This window comes from Aeromonas sp. RU39B (assembly GCF_900156095.1).
Classification (GTDB): Bacteria; Pseudomonadota; Gammaproteobacteria; order Enterobacterales; family Aeromonadaceae; genus Aeromonas.
In genome coordinates this window covers 16,002-34,492 of record NZ_FTMJ01000009.1, presented here as the reverse complement: position 1 = coordinate 34,492, position 18,491 = coordinate 16,002, and the positions used below count along the sequence as shown (strand labels likewise).

Annotated in this window: 15 protein-coding genes; 3 read left to right on the top strand and 12 right to left on the bottom strand. The window is 57.1% G+C overall.

Annotation, left to right across the window (positions count from 1 at the left end):
• Positions 1-2: 2 nt before the first annotated feature.
• The 6 genes from BW958_RS12950 to mioC all read right to left on the bottom strand — a co-directional run bounded on the left by BW958_RS12950 (position 3) and on the right by mioC (position 5,803).
• Entirely contained in the window at positions 3-395 is a 393-nt protein-coding gene (locus BW958_RS12950; protein WP_076576173.1) for an ATP synthase subunit I, read from the bottom strand.
• A gap of 208 nt (positions 396-603) precedes the next feature.
• On the bottom strand, positions 604-1,515 hold the full coding sequence (locus tag BW958_RS12945) for a ParB/RepB/Spo0J family partition protein (protein WP_076576172.1): 912 nt from the start codon (positions 1,513-1,515) through the stop codon (positions 604-606).
• Positions 1,512-2,315, bottom strand: coding sequence for a ParA family protein (locus tag BW958_RS12940; RefSeq protein ID WP_076576171.1), 804 nt, complete (start codon positions 2,313-2,315; stop codon positions 1,512-1,514). Before BW958_RS12940 ends, BW958_RS12945 begins: the two co-directional genes overlap by 4 nt.
• A 37-nt stretch (positions 2,316-2,352) precedes the next feature.
• Entirely contained in the window at positions 2,353-2,970 is a 618-nt protein-coding gene (gene rsmG, locus BW958_RS12935; protein WP_076576170.1) for a 16S rRNA (guanine(527)-N(7))-methyltransferase RsmG, read from the bottom strand.
• Between the two features lie 8 nt (positions 2,971-2,978).
• On the bottom strand, positions 2,979-4,868 hold the full coding sequence (gene mnmG, locus BW958_RS12930; protein WP_076576169.1) for a tRNA uridine-5-carboxymethylaminomethyl(34) synthesis enzyme MnmG: 1,890 nt from the start codon (positions 4,866-4,868) through the stop codon (positions 2,979-2,981).
• A gap of 485 nt (positions 4,869-5,353) precedes the next feature.
• A complete protein-coding gene (gene mioC / locus BW958_RS12925; RefSeq protein WP_076576168.1) occupies positions 5,354-5,803 on the bottom strand; it encodes an FMN-binding protein MioC in 450 nt (149 codons plus the stop codon).
• A gap of 240 nt (positions 5,804-6,043) precedes the next feature.
• Here mioC and BW958_RS12920 point away from each other — a divergent pair, with 240 nt between their 5' ends.
• Complete coding sequence (locus BW958_RS12920; protein WP_083687335.1) at positions 6,044-7,045, top strand: helix-turn-helix transcriptional regulator; 1,002 nt, start codon at positions 6,044-6,046, stop codon at positions 7,043-7,045.
• Positions 7,046-7,074: 29 nt separating this feature from the next.
• On the opposite strand, the gene BW958_RS12915 is transcribed toward BW958_RS12920, so the two are convergent.
• On the bottom strand, positions 7,075-9,435 hold the full coding sequence (locus tag BW958_RS12915) for a beta-glucosidase family protein (protein ID WP_076576167.1): 2,361 nt from the start codon (positions 9,433-9,435) through the stop codon (positions 7,075-7,077).
• A gap of 247 nt (positions 9,436-9,682) precedes the next feature.
• On the opposite strand from BW958_RS12915, the gene BW958_RS12910 reads away from it, so the two are divergent.
• On the top strand, positions 9,683-11,431 hold the full coding sequence (locus tag BW958_RS12910; RefSeq protein WP_076576166.1) for a sensor domain-containing diguanylate cyclase: 1,749 nt from the start codon (positions 9,683-9,685) through the stop codon (positions 11,429-11,431).
• Positions 11,432-11,483: 52 nt separating this feature from the next.
• Here the strand turns inward: BW958_RS12910 and BW958_RS12905 are convergent, their stop codons facing one another.
• Together BW958_RS12905 and BW958_RS12900 are read right to left on the bottom strand one after the other, a co-directional pair.
• On the bottom strand, positions 11,484-13,433 hold the full coding sequence (locus BW958_RS12905) for an oxidoreductase (protein ID WP_076576165.1): 1,950 nt from the start codon (positions 13,431-13,433) through the stop codon (positions 11,484-11,486).
• A 17-nt stretch (positions 13,434-13,450) separates the two neighbouring features.
• A complete protein-coding gene (locus BW958_RS12900; protein ID WP_076576164.1) occupies positions 13,451-14,707 on the bottom strand; it encodes an L-lactate MFS transporter in 1,257 nt (418 codons plus the stop codon).
• Between the two features lie 191 nt (positions 14,708-14,898).
• Here BW958_RS12900 and BW958_RS20350 point away from each other — a divergent pair, with 191 nt between their 5' ends.
• Complete coding sequence (locus BW958_RS20350; RefSeq protein ID WP_143233085.1) at positions 14,899-15,156, top strand: hypothetical protein; 258 nt, start codon at positions 14,899-14,901, stop codon at positions 15,154-15,156.
• 18 nt (positions 15,157-15,174) lie between these two features.
• On the opposite strand, the gene BW958_RS12895 is transcribed toward BW958_RS20350, so the two are convergent.
• From BW958_RS12895 to mnmE, 3 genes are all read right to left on the bottom strand, one after another.
• The gene (locus BW958_RS12895) at positions 15,175-16,494 is read right to left on the bottom strand and encodes a type II toxin-antitoxin system HipA family toxin (protein WP_076576163.1); all 1,320 of its coding nucleotides are present in this window, start codon (positions 16,492-16,494) and stop codon (positions 15,175-15,177) included.
• Positions 16,494-16,748 carry a helix-turn-helix domain-containing protein gene (locus tag BW958_RS12890; protein ID WP_076576162.1) on the bottom strand — a complete coding sequence of 85 codons (255 nt, stop codon included), beginning with the start codon at positions 16,746-16,748 and terminating at the stop codon, positions 16,494-16,496. The genes BW958_RS12895 and BW958_RS12890 overlap by 1 nt, the downstream gene beginning before the upstream one ends.
• A gap of 317 nt (positions 16,749-17,065) precedes the next feature.
• Positions 17,066-18,427, bottom strand: coding sequence for a tRNA uridine-5-carboxymethylaminomethyl(34) synthesis GTPase MnmE (gene mnmE, locus BW958_RS12885; protein ID WP_076576161.1), 1,362 nt, complete (start codon positions 18,425-18,427; stop codon positions 17,066-17,068).
• Between the last annotated feature and the right edge of the window lie 64 nt (positions 18,428-18,491).

Genomic DNA, 18,491 nt, shown 5'->3' with positions numbered 1-18,491 from the left:
TCCTAGTAGTGGTTGTTAAGAGTGAACGAAGTTATCCACTGTACAACAAGAGCGAGGAGATAAGCACCGAAGAACGGAGCAAAAGCCAGCTCCACTCGACAGCCGAACATCAGGGCAAAGAGTCCTGTTGTTGTTATGAGCTTAATCCCTGCCCCACCATAAAAGTCCCGCAACACCAGGCCAGCACTGTGTTTATCCACCTTGCGGCGCATCACCCAGAGACTGAACAGGCACTGTGGAACCCAAAACGCTCCCCCTCCGAAAAGGGCCGAGCGCCCTGCCATCTCACCATCCAGAAATGACCAGACAGACGCGATGACAAGGATCAGAACCAGTTGAAATAACAAGACGATAGAGACAAGCCACAACCCACTCAATACTCGTCTATGCTTCAATCCAACTGCTCCCGAATATTACATAACTGTAAAAAAACGGAATTTGAACACTCCGTAATTACAGCCATTAAAGCCGGTTAAATTATACCCGTGCAATAGGCTAATGCAACCAGCCAGAAAGCCTTATTTTTTGCGGCATTAGACCACAATTCAGAGTTCTTTCAGTTGCAAAGGAATGTATGTTTTATTACTACAAAAAGCGCAAGAATCACGATTCTGATATGCCAAAACGGCTCAAAATGTCGTCCAGCTCCGCAAAACTTCCGTAACTTATCACTAACTTACCGCTATCTTTTTTACCCGGCTGGATCTGGACGTGATTCCCCACCACATCAGCCAGCTTGCGCTCAAGATAGCCAAGTTGCGGGTCGCGCTCGACAGAAACCTTCTCTTTTGCGGGCTCCAGACTCTTTTGCACGAGTCGCTCGGTTTCCCGCACAGTCATGCCCTTTTGCACCACGCTGCGAGCCAGCTCAGATTGAGCCTCACCCTCAACCGCCAACAGGGCACGGGCATGGCCCATGTCGAGATCGCCATGCTCAACCAAGCGCTTCACGTCGTCATTGAGCTGATTGAGGCGCAGCAGGTTGGTGACGGTTGCCCGCGATTTGCCTACAGCATCGGCCACCTGCTGGTGAGTGAGTTCAAACTCGCTGAGTAACCTTTGCAAAGCGACGGCTTCTTCGATGGCATTGAGATCCTCACGCTGAATGTTTTCAATCAGCGCGATGGCGACCGCCGCATCATCGGGCACGTCCTTGACCAGACAGGGGACCACTTCCAGACGAGCCAGTTGGGAAGCTCGCCAGCGCCGCTCACCGGCGATGATCTCGAAGCGGTTCTCGGCAATGGTACGCACCACGATCGGCTGGATAACTCCTTGCGCCCGGATCGAGCTGGCCAGCTCTTCCAGAGCCTCTTGGGACATATCCTTACGCGGCTGGTATTTGCCAGAACACAACCACTCGACGGGGAGCTTGCGCAGCTCACCCTGCTGGGACGATGGCTGCATCGCCTGCTCGGTGCGCAGATCGCTCTGTACCTGCTTTTGCCGGGCAGCCGTACTGGTGCTCAGCAGAGCATCCAGGCCCTTGCCGAGTCCACGTTTCTTCGGGGTCATAGGGATTCTCGTTCGGCGGTGGCAGCCGGTTGCACCTGCTCCTGACGGCGCAGGATCTCGCCTGCTAGCGCCAGATAGGCCTTGGCTCCCACCGAGGATTTGTCGTAGTGCATGGCGGGCGCACCGAAACTCGGCGCCTCGGCCAACCGCACGTTACGTGGAATGATGGTGCGATACACCCGGTCACCAAAATGCTGCTTTAGCTGATCGGACACATCATTGGCCAGCCGGTTGCGGTGGTCATACATGGTGCGCAGCACCCCTTCGATGTGCAGATCGGGATTGACCACGGCAGCCAGCTTGCTGATGGTGTCCACCAGCGCGGTGAGTCCTTCGAGGGCATAGTACTCGCACTGCATCGGCACCAGCACCGAATCGGCCGCAGCCATGGCATTGACCGTCAGCATGTTGAGCGACGGGGGGCAGTCGATGAAGATGTAATCGTACTTGTCGCGAACCGGCGCCAGCGCGTGACGCAGACGGACTTCACGGGCAAAAAACTCCATCAGGCGAATTTCGGCCGCAGTGACATCGGAGTTGGCGGCAATCAGGTGATAGCCGCCGCTGGTCTGGGGGATGATCACATCGCCGATCGGTGTTTCTTCGATCAGCAGCTCATAGGCCGTGCGCTCGACATCGTACTTGTCGACACCACTGCCCATGGTGGCATTGCCTTGCGGGTCCAGATCAATCACCAGCACCTTGCGTTTGGTGGCGGCCATGGAGGCGGCCAGATTGACACAGGTGGTGGTTTTTCCCACTCCACCCTTCTGGTTGGCAACGGCGATGACTTTTCCCACGCTTTCCCCTAACTCGTTTTGAAGCCCGCTAATCGGGCTAGGTGATAGTCAACTCCAGCAGATGGCGTTCCCCTTCCAGCTCCGGTACCACCAGGGTATGGGAGTCCAGCAGGGCAAAGCCGGCCGGCAGATTGGCCACCTCCTCGGCGGGGTAGATCCCCTTAAGCGCCAGGAAGCGGCCGCCGGTGGCGGGCAGGTGACGGCACCAGCCAAGCATGTCCTCCAGCGAGGCAAATGCACGGCTGAGCACACCGTCAAACCCTTGTTCCGGTTGATAATCTTCAACCCGTGACTGTACCGGCGTCACGTTGGTCAATCCCAACTCGAGGATCACCTGACGGATAAAGCGGATCCGCTTGCCGAGGCTATCGAGCAGCACGAACTGTTTGTCCGGGTTGATGATGGCCAGCGGGAGTCCCGGCAGGCCCGGTCCGGTTCCCACATCGATGAAACGCTCGCCCTTGAGATATGGGCTAATCACCAAGCTATCCATGATGTGCTTGACCAGCATGGCCTGCGGCTCACGCACCGAGGTCAGATTGTAAGCCTTGTTCCACTTGTGCAGCAACTCAACGAGCTGTACCAGCTGGCGCTTCTGAGCTTCAGGAAGTTCCATCCCCGCCTGCGCCAGCAGGCTGTTCAATTGTTCCAGCATGACGTTCCTCAGGCGCTACGACGCAGCAGACCGTGTTTTTTCAGGTGAACCAGCAAGATCGAGATGGCCGCAGGTGTAATCCCGGAGATCCGCGATGCCTGACCGATGGTTTGCGGCTTGGCGGTGTTGAGCTTGGCCACCACCTCGTTGGAGAGACCATTTACGTCGCGATAGTCGAGATCCAGCGGCAGCAAGGTGTTTTCGTTGCGCAGCTGCTTCTCCACCTCTTCACTCTGACGCTCGATATAACCCGCGTACTTGATCTGGATCTCTACCTGCTCGGCAGCCTGGGGATGATCCAAGCCCGGACCAACGCCCTCAATCGCCATCAGTGCCTCATAGGTCACTTCAGGACGGCGGATCAGCTCTTCCAGCGAATGTTCGCGGGTCAGCGGCGTCTTGACCAGCTCGTTGATGGCCGGCAGCGAGGCATGTTGGGTGTGGATCCAGCTGCTGCGCAGGCGCTGACGCTCCTGCTCAATCAGTTCCAGCTTCGCGTTGAATTTGCTCCAGCGCTCGTCGTCCACCAGACCCAGCTCACGGCCAGCGGCAGTGAGCCGCAGATCGGCGTTGTCTTCACGCAGCAACAGACGGTATTCGGCGCGGCTGGTGAACATGCGATACGGTTCGCGGGTCCCCAGGGTCGACAGATCGTCCATCATCACGCCCATGTAGGCCTGATCCCGGCGCGGATGCCACGGATCCTTGCCCTGAGCACGCAGCGCGGCGTTCAGACCCGCCAGCAAGCCTTGGGCACCGGCCTCTTCATAGCCGGTAGTGCCGTTGATCTGGCCGGCGAAGAACAGGTTCGGAACGTACTTGCTCTCCATGTTGGCTTTGAGATCGCGCGGATCGAAGAAGTCATATTCGATCGCATAACCGGGGCGGGTGATATGGGCATTCTCGAAGCCGCGGATCGAGCGAACGATCTGCACCTGCACATCGAACGGCAGACTGGTGGAGATGCCATTCGGATAGAGTTCGTGGGTAGTCAGCCCTTCGGGCTCGACGAAGATCTGATGCGACGTTTTGTCGGCAAAACGCATGATCTTGTCTTCGATGGAAGGGCAGTAACGGGGACCGATCCCTTCGATCACACCGGCATACATGGGGCTGCGATCCAGATTGGCCCGGATCACGTCATGGGTCTGCTCATTGGTGTGAGTCACAAAGCAGCTGATCTGGCGCGGATGCTGGCTGGCGTCTCCGATGAAGGAGAACACCGGCGTCGGCGTGTCACCCGGCTGTGCCTGCATCACCGAGAAGTCAACGCTACGGGCATCAATACGCGGCGGTGTACCGGTCTTGAGACGCTCGATATGCAGCGGCAGTTCGCGCAGACGCTGGGCCAGGGCGATCGACGGAGGATCGCCGGCGCGGCCGCCACGGTAATTTTCCAGGCCAATATGGATTAGGCCGTTGAGGAAGGTGCCAACGGTGAGCACCACCGCCTTGGCGGTAAAACGGATCCCGGTCTGAGTCACTACGCCAGCGACGCGATCGCCATCCATGATGAGATCGTCACAGGCTTGCTGGAAGATCTTCAGATTGGGCTGGTTCTCCAGCATCTGGCGCACGGCTGCCTTGTAGAGCAGGCGATCGGCCTGAGCACGGGTGGCACGAACGGCCGGCCCTTTGGAGGAGTTGAGTGTGCGGAACTGGATCCCGCCAAGATCGATGGCACGCGCCATGATCCCACCGAGCGCGTCGATCTCCTTGACCAGGTGTCCTTTGCCAATCCCGCCGATCGCCGGGTTGCACGACATGTGCCCCAGAGTATCGACATTGTGGGTCAGCAGCAGGGTATTCATGCCCATGCGCGCTGCTGCTGCGGCCGCTTCGGTGCCGGCGTGACCGCCACCGACGACGATCACATCAAATTGTTCGTGGTATTGCATCTGGATCACCTTGATCTGAACGACAGAAGATCGCTGTTGGCCTGGTTAAAAGGCGGAACATTCTATCTGTTTACACCGGGCAGGGGAATGGTTGCAGCTCATCCAATATAGATCCACGCGAGGGCTTATAGATCTTAAGGATCTTGAGATCGATCTTTTATTGGATCTTTTATTAGGATCCGCCCGATCTGTTGATAAGCACTTTTTGATCAAAAAGATCATTACGTTAAGTGCGATCTTCAGCTGTGGAAAAGCTTGGATCCGGTGGCTGGGAACCGGGGGACAACCAGGCTATTTATGCACAGACCCAGACTGCGCCAGAGATTGTTAATAGGATAACTATAGGTTTTTAAGAGGTTAGATCTAATGTTATGCACAGCTGTGCGCATGAATGTGGGTAACCGACGGAAAAGTGATCACAAGGCGATCTGTTGATAACTACGTGGACAGTGGATCGCCCGACATGAGCGATCCACAACTACTGATCATCCGATCAGGGGTATCCAGTCGTGGATCCACTGCTCGGCGGCGTCTTCCGGGATCTCGTGTTGGGTCACGTCAATCTCGAGGCGATCCCCGATCCGGCTGGCTCCGCAATCGGCAAACAGCTGATCCAGCGCTTTGCCGGCACAGCAAAAGGTGTCGTAGTTAGTGTCACCCAGCGCAATCACACCATAGTGGCGACCGGCCAGATCCGGCTTTCTGGCGGCAAGATCCCGGTAAAACGGCTGCAAATTGTCGGGAACGTCGCCAGCGCCGTGGGTGGAAGTCACAACCAGCACGATACCTTGCGAATCACTGAGCACCTCATCGAGACGGGCTGGATTGTGTTCAGTGGTGTCGTGGCCGGCTTGCTGCAGCAGGGCAGAAACATGTTCTGCGACGTATTCGGCGGCGCCGAGCATGGAGCCAATAACAAGATGGATATGAGCCATGAAGGGTTCCTGAGTCCTGGTAGGGTAAATGGCAGTGTTCAGGATTCTAGCGCCAAGTGGTGTGGATAAATATGGATAAAGGGTGGGGATAAGGGATCCGGTTCGATCCAAAGAGACCATCAGCCACTTTCGTGATCATTCTCTGTTAACACCATCCGGTAATTACATTCAGTTACTGCGATCCGGCCTTTTGGCTCATTACAATGGCCGCTGGAGAGTGCCACGCCATCGGGAGGGGCCATGCGCAGTGTTTCCATTCAGGTCAGCAAGAGCATGCTGGAAGGGTGCCGGCGACTGGGCGCCGATAGCGATAGGATCATGCGTCAGTGCGGTTTATCGGCGCTCGAACTGGCTAATCCTGATGGGCGTCTGGCGGCGCGGCAGCACTATCGTCTGCTGGAACTGCTGCGCCCCTACCTTGAGCAGCACAATCAGGCCTTGGCATCTTACGATCTGACCGCCTTTTATCAGCGTTTTCCCGCGCTGGTCAGTCACTGTCTCAATCAGCAAACGGCCCGCGCCGGCCTTGAAACCTTTGTGGCCTATCGCGCGGTGATCGGCAGTTGCGACGATATTCGGGTCTCGGTGGGCAGTCATCAGACCCGTTTTGAATATCTCAACCTCGGTGCTTCCCGGCTTGGATCGACCCAAGCCCTGCCCAATTTTGTCATGCTCTACAGGATCTTAAGCGCCTATGTGGCGGATGCTACGGTCAGTCTTGATTTGATCGGTGCATCTGGCGATCCCCATGGCGTTTTGGCCGGGATCTTTGCCGGCCACTGCCGCTGGGATCAATCGGCCAGTACGCTGACCATCAGCAATCGCCTGCTTGATACTCGCTCGGAGTGTTTCAATGCCCGTCTTTATCCATTGCAACGCACACTCCTGCAGCGGCAATTCACCGATCTGCCGGGTCGCACCACCCTGACTGACTGCGTTCTGCAACTGATTAGCGGTTTGCTGGCCAGTGGCCAGGGTGATGAACACCTGCTGGTGCAGGTTTGTGCAACGCTCAATATGAGCCGCTGGACACTGAATCGCCGGTTGCAGGAGGAGGGGGGGAGTTTTAGCCAATTGCTGACACAGGCCAGGTTGATGCAGGCGCGCAGTTTGCTGTCGGGCGGCAGTGGCACGTTGCAAGAGATCGCCGAGCAGATCGGATTTTCTTCGCAAAGTGCCTTTAGCCGCTTTTTCAAGCGGCATGCCGGTGAAACGCCGCAGGCTTATCGCCTGCGGCAGTAATGACAGTGCCAGCTTGGCTGGCACCCGCATCAAGGGGTCAGTGTGGTGACGGCCTTTGCCGCCACGCCAGCTGGCAATGCCAGTGCGCCCGGTGTGGTGTGGCTGACCACCAGCTCCTTGGCTACCGTAAACGTCACCGGCGTGATGCCGTGGATGTCGGATGAAGGAGCAATATAAGCACGGTAGCTGCCCGGCTCGATAATCCAGGCGTTGCGCTGTGGTGCAAAGCTGGCAAGCAGGCTGGCCGGAATGGTGAAGGTCAGCTGTTCAGCGCTGCCGGGGGCCAACAGCGCTGTTTTGGCAAAGGCCTTGAGCTCGATGGCGGGTTTGCTCAGGGTTCCTTGCGGCGCAGCAATATAGACCTGCGCGGCTTCACGGCCGGAAACCTGGCCACTGTTGGTGATGGTGGCTGACAGGATCAGGTTGCCCTGCTCATCCAGACGGTTGCTGACCACGCGCGGTTCACCGTAGTCAAAGCGGGTGTAGGAGAGGCCAAAGCCGAACGGATAGGCCACCGCTTTGCCAAAGGTGCTGTAGTAGCGATATCCCACATAGATCCCTTCGTTGTAATCAATCCGGTCAGGTTTGCCGTCACCGTTTTCGTCCCGCCCGGGGAAGGTGGTCGATGAGGGGACGCTGGCATAGTTGGTCGGGAAGGTTTGTGTCAGCTTGCCGCTCGGGTTGATCGCGCCGGAGAGCACATCAGCCAACGCATTGCCTGTCTCCTGACCGGCCATGTAGGCCAGTACCACACCATCGACCTTGTTGCTCCAGCTGGTGTCGATGACGCCATTGACGTTGAGCACGACCACCACCTTCTTGCCTGCGCTGTGGAAGGCTGCCGATACCCTCTCGATCAGCTGCATTTCGGCGTCGTTCAGGCGGTAGTCGCCCTTGCTGTCGGTGCGATCCGCCCCTTCACCAGCCTGCCGGCCGATGCTGATCACCGCCACTTCCTGCTGCTGGGCGGCGCTGCTAATCAAGCTCTCGAGGGTGGCATCGAGCGCAGCCTCTTCACAGGTGTAGTGGCCACGAGCACCAAATTTACCTTCATGGAATACCTTGTGGCTGGCATAGAAGGCCCGATAGTAGCGCTGCAGTTCCTGATTGACATGGAAGCGTCCGGCCAGTCCGTCCGCAATATTGACCGTCTTGGCGGCATTGACGTCTCCGCTGCCGGTGCCGCCCTTGTAGGTGTTGATCTGGTTGACGCCAAAGCTGGCGACGCGGCTGTTGCTGGCCAGCGGCAAGGCATTGCGCTCGTTACGCAGCAGCACCATGCTTTCGGCGCCGGCCAGACGCGAGAGGCGGGCATGGGCTGTCAGATCGGGTTGATTGTTTGGTGTTTGCCGGCGATAGGAGGGGCTCTTGATGACCTTCGCCAGAATGCGGCTGGCCGCTTCGTTTATCTGTGCTTCGCTGAGTTCACCCCGCTTCAGCGCCTCTTGTAACAGGGGTTTGGCGTTTCCTGGTTCAATCAAATCCTGTCCGGCCATCACCTGGCGCTGTGGCGCGGTTTTTACATCACCGGCAAACCAGTCGGACATGACCAGCCCGTCGAAGTGCCACTCATCGCGTAGGATCTGCTGCAACGCATCGCGTCGCTCGTTGACATAAGTGCCGTTGACCTTGTTGTAGGAGGTCATGATGGCCCAGGGATGGGCGTCGTCGATGGCAATTTGGAATCCGCGCAGGTAGATCTCGCGGAAGGTGCGCGCTTCGCCCAGATCGTCGATGTCGTGGCGATTGGTCTCGGAGTTGTTGCCAAAGAAGTGCTTGATAGTGGCGCCCACGCCCTGACTCTGTACGCCGCTGACCATGGCGGCGCCCATCTTGCCGGTAACTAGCGGATCTTCCGAGTAGTACTCAAAATTGCGCCCGTTGAGCGGGTTGCGCTGGATGTTCATGCCAGGAGCCAGCAACAGATCGACGCCATACTGCTGCATCTCTTCGCCAATGGCTGTGCCGACCTGACGCACCAGATCCACATCCCAGCTCGAGGCCAGCAAGGATCCAATCGGCCAGGCCGTGGCGTAGTAGCTGGCTGGGTCGTTATCGCGGCTGGCGTTGATGCGAAGACCTGCCGGACCGTCGGCCAGCTTGATGGTCGGAATATCAATGCCATCCTGCGGCCGATGTACTCCGTTGATGTAGCCAGCCACACCGGCTACGTCATGCTTGAGATTGATGGGAGCTGCACCCGGCCCGTAACCGGGACCGGAGAGCAGACTCAGCTTTTCATCCAGCGTCAACTTGGCCACCAGCGCATCAGCCTGCTGGCGGGGGGCGGGAGCGTTGTGGTTGGTCGCGTCTGCCGGGGCCTGGTTGCAGCCGGCCAGTGCCAGAGTGATGCCAAGCGCGACAGTGGTCATGGCGGGGATGGTGTGCATGGTTCTGCGTCTCATATTGTGCAAATGATCCGCAGCCTACCAGTGACCGGACTGTTCCCGTTTACCCTCTGGGTGCAGCGGTTGTGCTCTGGGGTGCAGCCAAAGAGAAGTGTGATACCGATAACAGCTACAGCGGCGGAAATAGGACGCGCGTTGTGCCGAAAGGAGCCTGCATGGTGACTATACTCAGAGTCCGCTCTCCATTTGATACAGGTCCCGGCGGGTCTTGTTCATACTTGAGGCATGTATGGAGCAAATTGTTCTGAATGTGGCCTCCTTGGCACAGTTGGATGAACAGCTGCAGACGCTAAGTCAGCAATATCCTGATCTGGAGCCGGCCAGAGTGCTGGTGCAGCTCTATACCACCCGCAATGAAAAGGCGTGGATTGTTGCCATCCACCAGCAGGTACAGCACTGGCTGCCGAATGTGCCGGTGGTCGGCTGTTCGGCGATGGGGGTCATGTGTCCCGGTGCGTTTCTGGACGCCGACACCACGCTGTCGATCCTGATATTGCGTGAAGCTAATCTATTGGCCTCTATCCACAGCGTTGCTGCAGGTGAAGAGCGAGAGGTGGGCCGACGGATTGCCGCGCAATTACTCAGTGAACACCTCTATCTGCAAGGTGTTCTGTTGCTGGCCACACCGGTGCTTATTGACTGTGGCAACCTGCTACGTGAACTGACTTCCACTCTGGACGACATACCGGTATTTGGCGCTCTGGCTGGCAGTCACCTGCAGCCCGCCTCGACCTGTGTTTTTCTCAACGGTCAAACCTTGTCAGTGGGTGTGGCGGTGGTGGCATTTTATGGCTCGGCCCTGCGGATCAGTACCAACAGTTATCTTGGCTGGCAACCCTTCGGGGAGATGATGACTGTCACCGGTATGGATGGTTGCGAGTTGGTGTCGCTCAACGGAAAACCGGCTTACGAGGTATACCACCATTTTGTTGGAGTAGAGCGTGACGAGTTTTTCGATCAGGCGGTCGATTTTCCTCTGATGGTGCACCGCGACGGAAAACTAATTGCCCGGGCGCCGGTGGCCGCTACCGATGACCATCATCTGATGTTGCTGGCGCCACTGCAGGAGGGAGATCAACTCCAGTTGGGCTATGGTGATGTGGACTCTATTTTCAGTGATCTTTCCTATGCCTGCGATCGGGTTCATGACTTTCAGCCTGAGGCGGTGCTGGCCTTCTCCTGCTGCTGCCGTCTCTATTTTCTGATGGAAGATGCCAACGCCGAGCTTTCACCCTATCAGCATGTGGCGCCGGTGGTTGGCTTCTTTACCTTGGGTGAGATTGATTCGACCTATGTCGGGGATGATGTGCTCAATGCCACCATTGTCACCGTTGCCTTGAGTGAGTTACCGGCAGTGAGTGGGCAACGTGAGCCTGGGTCTGCGATATCCACCGTTAATACTTCCCGTAATCTCAATCGTATCAAACGCTTGATGCGCTTTATCTCGCGCGTGACCGAGCAGCTGTACGCTGCCAATGATGAGCTGACCTATCTCGCCTCACGCGATGAGTTGACTGGTATTTTGAATCGTCGCGCCTTGATGGCCAGGCTTCATGAGGAGTGGGCTCTCAGTTTTCGTTATGGCACACCCATGTCGCTCATCATGCTCGACATCGATCACTTCAAACAGGTCAACGACAGGTTCGGCCATCAGGTGGGGGATGAGGTCTTGGTGAGATTTACCACCTTGGTGCAGAAAGAACTACGCGTCAACGATCTGTTTGCCCGCTATGGTGGTGAAGAGTTCATCATTTTGCTGCCACAGACCCGCGAGACGGAGGCGGTGGCGCTGGCCGAGCGGATCCGCAGTGTGCTTGAGGTTCAGGCTGAGCAGCCGTCACTGCCTGGCATTACCAGCTCGTTCGGGGTGGCACAGTGGCATGGCAGTATGGTTGATGTCTATGAACTGCTGCAGTATGCCGACCGGGCGCTCTATCGGGCTAAACAAGCCGGTCGTAACCGGGTTGAGGTTGGTTAAAAAAAACCGGCACCTGTTGGTGCCGGATAAAAGAGCAAGGACAGAACGAAAACTAGATATCCAGTGCCGCGTGATGGCCTTGGTAGACTGCGGTGGTGATGGTGGAAACCTTGACGCAGTCACCAATCTGGGAGACCAGCGGTGCCGCATCCAGCAGCTCTTCAACCACGGCGCGGCGCGAACGCTGACCAAGAGCACAGACCACGCTTTGACCCGGGATCAGCACGCGCTGGCCGTTTGCGTCTACACACCAGACGCCGTCGCTACCGACTTCGACCGCCTTGTGCTGGCAGTGAACCTGAATGCCCTGCTTGTCGATCTCGGCCAGCAGTTGTGGACGGTGGCGTACGTTAGCATCAGGTGCCAGCTCACCATTCATCTCAACCAGATGTACCGTGCGTTGCTGACGGGCAAAGTGGACGGCCAGTTCACTACCGGCCAGACCGCCACCCAGAATGACCACTTCGTTGCCGATCTCTTCCTGACGGTGATGGTAGTCGTTGACCTGCACCACGCGCGGATCGTCCAGACCTGGGATGGGCGGAACGAACGGCTCGGAACCAACCGCAATGATCACCACATCGGCACCAATCTCTTCGGCATAGGCACGATCGACACGGGTGTTGAGGCGGATCTCGACCCCGGCTTCCTCACACAGTTTGCCTAGGGTGACACCGAGCTGGTACATCTCGAGCTTGAACGGGATCGCCTGTTCACCGATCAAGATACCGCCCACTTCGCCATGCTGTTCGCACAAGATCACCTGATGACCACGACGTGCGGCAGACAGCGCGGCTTGCAGACCACCGGGGCCACCACCGACCACCAGCACTTTCTTCTTGCGTGCGGCCGGCAACACTTCCATGCCGTCCAGTTCGCGGCCAATGATCGGGTTGACGGTGCAGCGGCGGGTCGCGGTCTGGGCGCGCTCGGCCATACAGGTGTAGCAGCGCAGGCAGCGCACGATCAGGTCGTCACGGTTGATGGCAACCTTCTTGGGCAGCTCCGGGTCAGCAAGCAGGGCTCGGGCCATCTCCACCACGTCGGCCTGACCGGAAGCGATAATCTCTTCCATCATCTGCGGATCATTGAGACCACCGATGGTAGCCACCGGCACCTTGACGTGCGGCTTGATGGCGGCGGCCAGATAGACGTTGCTGCCGTGCGGCAGGAACATCGACGGATGGGTTACACCAAAGCCGCGTTGATAGGTACCGGCCGAGACGTGCAGCAGATCGATGCGGCTCTCCAGCAGCTTGGCGATCTCGATCCCTTCCTGCAGGTCATAGCCACCGTCGAACAGCTCGGAGCCGCTCATACGAAATTCAATCGGGAAGCCCGGGCCGACGGCAGCACGGATGCTGTCGAGCACCTCTTGTGCAAAGCGCACCCGGTTCTCCAACGGGCCGCCGTAGCGGTCGGTACGCTTGTTGAAATAGGGCGACAGGAACTGGTTGATCAACCAGCCGTGGCCACCATGCAGCATCACCATCTCGAATCCGGCGCGCTTGGCCAGTGCGGCCTTCTCGCCATAGGCGGCGACAATATCGCGGATCTGCGCTTCATCCAGGGCGCGCACCTGGCGACCATCGGGCCGAACACAGTCACTCGGGCCCCACTGACACAGGCCCTCTTTCTTGTTCTTGTCGGTCAGATAGGTACCGGCATATTGGCCGGAGTGCGACAGCTCGACGCTGGCAATCGCGCCGTGACGGCGGATGGCGTCGGCGGTGTAGGTAAAACTGGCCAGTGAACCCGGAGTCTGCAGGTCCAGATGATACATGTGCGAGCCTTCCGTTTCCGGATGCACCACCAGTTCACTGACTGTAACGCTGCCGGCGCCGCCTTTGGCACGGTACTCATAAAACGCGGTCGAAGCCGGACCGATGGTGCAGTCGGCGGTGATGTCAGTGCCACCCATCGGGGCACTGAACATGCGGTTACGAAAATGCACGTTACCAATCTGGATCGGTCGGCACAGGTTTGGATATTTTCTTTGCATACAACAAGATCTCTGCATTATTTGGTGGCCAGTGCCGGTTGCACCGAGGCGCGACGGGCGAACAGCCGATAGAGGAAAGTGAGAACCAGACCGGCTAGGCTGAAGCCGATACCGAGCAAGAAGGCGCCTTTGAAGCTGCCGGTATGGCGGAACACGGTCATCATCAGGGTCGGGCCGACGTAACCGGCCACGGCGAAGCCGGAAAACATGATGCCGAAGTTGACGCTGTTGTTACGGGCTCCGAACTGGTCGGCGGTAAATCCGGGGAACACGCCCATGAAGGCGCCGAAGCTGATGCCGACAATCGAGATGCCGACATAGAAGGTCTGCACATCACCCAGTTCGGCGCGATAGAGCAGCGAGAGGCCGGCGATTGACAGCAGGCAGGCCAGAGCCAGGGTATTGATGCGACCGATGCGATCTGAAATCAGTCCGGCGAAGATGCGGCCAAGTACGTTGAACAGGGCCAGTGTCGAGACCACGCCGGTTGCGGCAATGGTGGACATTCCAATCATGCGCTGGGCCAGCGGGGAGGCCAGTGCAATGCACATCAATCCGGCCACTGCACCGCACATGAGCAGGCTAATCAGCACATAGAACACCGGGGTGCGCAGCATCTGGCGCCAATCCTTGTCCACACTGTTGCGTGCTGCGGCGCCTGCCGGTGGTGTCCAGCCTGCGGGTTGGAATCCCGCCGGACACTTTTCGATAAGAAATGCGCTGCCACAGACAATCAGGACGAAGGCGCCGCCGATGATCTTGAAGGCAGCAATCACGCCCATGTCGCTGATGATCATCGCCGCCAGCGGCGGCAGAATGACCGAGCTGATACCAAACAGTGCCGTGGTCAGCCCGCCTACCAACCCACGCTTGTCCGGGAAGAACTTGATCGAGGTACTGATGGTGGCGCCATACACCATGCCCAAACCGAGACCGGTGAGGATGCCGTAAGCCAGGATCACTTCGGTCAGGGACGAGGCAAAGCCACACAGCAGCATGCCACCGCCGAACATCAGGCCACCGGCCAAAATGACAAAGCGCGGGCCAAAGGTGTCATTAATGCGTCCTCCACTGATCATGGTGATGGGGCCGATGGAGTTGGCCACCACAAACACGATTGAGAGATCGGCCGGGGTCAGTGTGATCCCGTTCAGTTCGCTGAGATAAGCAGCCATCGGTGCTGAAAACACACTCCAGGCATACATCGAACCGATACATAAGTTGATAAAGCAACTTGCTAGCAGGATCAGCCAGCGTTTACGTGAGTAGTCCATTTTTCGCTCTACAGGTTAATTGTCATTCTTTGAGGGCGACCATCGCTTGCCGCAGGGGGCGCAAAGGGGGCGGGTGCCAAAATGCCCGTATGGTAGTTGTGGTGATTTCCGCCTGAAAAGCGCGATATCTTGATGGGATTTATCGGATTAGCTGATGTATCTGTGCTCGGTGTGACGGTGCTTGCAAATCATTGGTTATCCGAGGTTGTTCGCTGCCGTATGCGATAGTTTCAAAGACTTTCCCAGAAAAAAACGACATAAATGCCTATAAAGGGTTATCTGATAAAGAAAAGCCCAATGTAGGTGGTAAAAAGGGAATCATTCGGATTTTTGTAGAGGCGATTAACCGTGACCGCTTTCTGGGTTTGCGCAGATCGGTCACCGGATTGGATGGCGGGAAAGAAAGAGAAATGCAGCCAAGAGAAAAAGATGGCCGTTCGAGACCATAAAGGATTTGCGTGTAGTCTTTAATCCCATCCCATTGTCAGCCTTGCTGAGCGGGCTTTTAGGCCCTCTAGAATGGCGCTGCTGATGGCATCGGGGAAGTCTGCTGGCAATTGCCGGGTAACGCGTTCAATAACATCATCAACGGCGTTGGCCAGTTCTGTCAGGATCTCTTCCATAGCAGAACGCTCAAATCCCACCGCTTTCGCCGTTTGGAAAAAATGGCGCGGGAATATCTGCTCAATGGCGTACTTCTTCCCCTTGCTGCTTGCCAGGCCCATTGCGATCTTGGCGTCTCTTCGGTTGAGGCCCCGGCCACCAAACACTGGATAGACAGATAGGATGTCGTAAAAGGGGGTCAGGCGAAAACGCCCTTCCGGTTCAATAAAGACCGAGAAGTTCTTTGCATGGCCATCGGTGGCCGCCAGCAGCCAGAACAGAACCTGAGATTTCATGAACAGGTAGCGATCCTGTTCTGGTGTCGCAGAGCCCAGCAAGGTTTTCATGATGTCAGTGATCCCCGGTCCTCCATGGCTCTCGTATTTCCGTGCTGACGGAACATTCAATACCTGACAGAAATCTTCTTGGGGAAGGCGCATGATCCAACTGCGATCGGCAGCGTAACGTCTGTCGAAGCGTTCCACAGCCAGTGCTTTGACCTGGCCAACCTGCATCATGAAGCAGTGAGGGACGGGCAGACCAAACTCCTTGGCTATCAGAGTGCAGAGATATTCGTTTTCTACGCTTTGGGAGAGGTCTATCGAGTAGGAGTGACTTTCAATCTTGCCGATAGGGAGTTTGATAATGTGGGTTGTCGGCGTTGCGTTGAGTGGCAAGTACCAACGGTCATCGAGATAGAGCAGCGCAGTCTTTTCTTGCGCCCCGGCGATGGAGATCCGGAACTCCTGTTGCTCCCTGACCATCCCCAAAGGGATTCCTGATTTGTAGCTGGTCAGGATCTGCTCGAGATCGTTATCGGAAAGTGGCTTGTAGTCGATTCGCCGGATATCTGGAACATCGTGCCCTTCGGTAACTAGCTGTAATGCCCCTACGCTATCCTGACCAATGTAACTGAGCAGATCGAAGGGCTGGGTTGATACCGCCTGATAGCGCGCAACAACCCTGTTCCTCACCTCCAGATTGTCTGGCAGCAGGTTGTCGAAGAAGTTATAGGCTTCATCGCCCCGATAGGCCTGATGGCGTAATGGCATGGAGAGTGAGATCGGACGGCTGCCCGGTTGTGCTAGCCATGACTCATGGTACTGAAATTGATGGGCGCCGCTGGTCGTTTTGGTGAATGTGCCTACCCGATAGCCGTTCATGTAGACAGCCAGATTGGCCATTACCACTCCTCCTTCCAGCCTGACGCAGGGCTATCGGATGACTCATTGCGGGGTTTGATATCCAGTGACAATTCGAGTGCCGCGAGGATCTTGAACAGGGTATCCAGCTTGGTGGACTCAGGATTGAGCTCGAAGCTGGAGACTGTGTCTTGCCTAATCCCCACTTTCTCGGCCACTTTGCCTTGAGAGAGCTTCTGAGAAAGCCTGGCATCCTTGATACAGGCGCTCAGCTGCTTGGCGCTGGTTACTTTCATGATTCGACAACCTGGTAGCGTGCCTTCATCCAATTTACACGCTATGACCGGTATATCAATATTTACCTGTTATAGAGGGTAAGTATCATTTACACGTCATAGGAGGTATTTAACATTTATTCCCTATAGCGGGTAAGAGAACGGCAAACGTGGGTTGTGCTCTGCATAAGAATCCCCGCTTAGTCACGTTGGGGAAATGTTGGGGTAAATATTCACGAAAAAAGCTCGGGAAAGAACAGCCAGTAAAAAACAAAGTCCATTACTTACAATGTCATATGTTCTTTCCGGCTGCTTTTTATTGCTGATTTTTCGCCACCTTACTTGCCGATGCAGAAGCTGGAGAAGATGCGTCCCAGTAGATCGTCGGAACTGAACTCGCCGGTGATTTCCGACAAGGACTCTTGGGCCAGACGTAGCTCTTCGGCCACCAGCTCGCCGGCGACAAACACTTCCAGTTGCTCCTTGGCCACCAGCAGACGCTCGGCGGCGCGCTCGAGGGCATCGAGATGGCGGCGGCGGGCCATAAAGCCACCTTCGGTATTGCTCTGAAAGCCCATGATGGCTTTGAGATGCTCACGTAGGGCATCAAGCCCGAGGCCGGTCTTGGCCGAGATACGATAAACAGGATGCCCCTGCTCATCGCTCGGCTCCAATCCCTCACCAGTCAGGTCCGCTTTGTTGCGCACCACGGTGAGGCCGATATGAGCGGGTAGACGATCGACAAAATCAGGCCAGATCTCGCGCGGGTCGACCGCTGCTGTGGTGGTGCCATCGACCATAAAGAGCACCCGGTCGGCCTGCTCAATCTCAGTCCAGGCACGTTCGATACCGATACGCTCGACCTGATCTTCGGTCTCACGCAGACCAGCGGTGTCGATGATGTGTAGCGGCATGCCATCGATATGGATATGTTCGCGCAGCACGTCACGGGTAGTGCCGGCAATTTCGGTCACAATGGCCGATTCGCGGCCTGCCAGGGCATTGAGCAGGCTCGATTTTCCGGCGTTGGGGCGCCCGGCAATCACCACCTTCATCCCTTCGCGCAGCAGGGCACCCTGTTTGGCTTGTGAGCGCACACTCTCAAGGTTGTCCATGATGGCGTAAAGATCGCCAGCTACCTTGCCGTCGGAGAGAAAATCGATCTCTTCGTCCGGAAAATCGATCGCCGCTTCTACATAGATGCGTAGCCGGATCAGGCTCTCGACCAGATGCTGGATACGGTTCGAAAACTCGCCCTGCAGGGAGTGCATGGCGCTGCGGGCCGCCTGCTCGCTGGAGGCTTCAATCAGATCGGCGATGGCTTCGGCCTGGGCCAGATCCAGCTTGTCATTGAGAAACGCACGCTCGCTGAACTCGCCGGGACGGGCGGGGCGCACTCCATCAATCTGCAGGATGCGGCGCATCAGCATGTCGAGAATGACCGGGCCACCGTGGCCCTGTAACTCCAGCACGTCTTCGCCAGTGAAGCTGTTAGGGGCTTTGAACAGCAGGGCTATGCCCTGATCGAGCACAGCGCCTTCGCCATCACGAAATGGCAGGTATTCGGCGTAGCGAACCCGCGGCTGTTTGCCAAGAACCAGTTCGGCAACCCGCTCGGCCAGTGGGCCGGAGACGCGCAGAATGCCAACGCCGCCGCGTCCGGGGGGAGTGGCCTGGGCCACGATAGTGTCAGTCGTCATGAAACCTGTCTCCGCCTAGATGCGGCTCATTGTAATAAAAAAGGCGGCCAACAGGCCGCCTTTT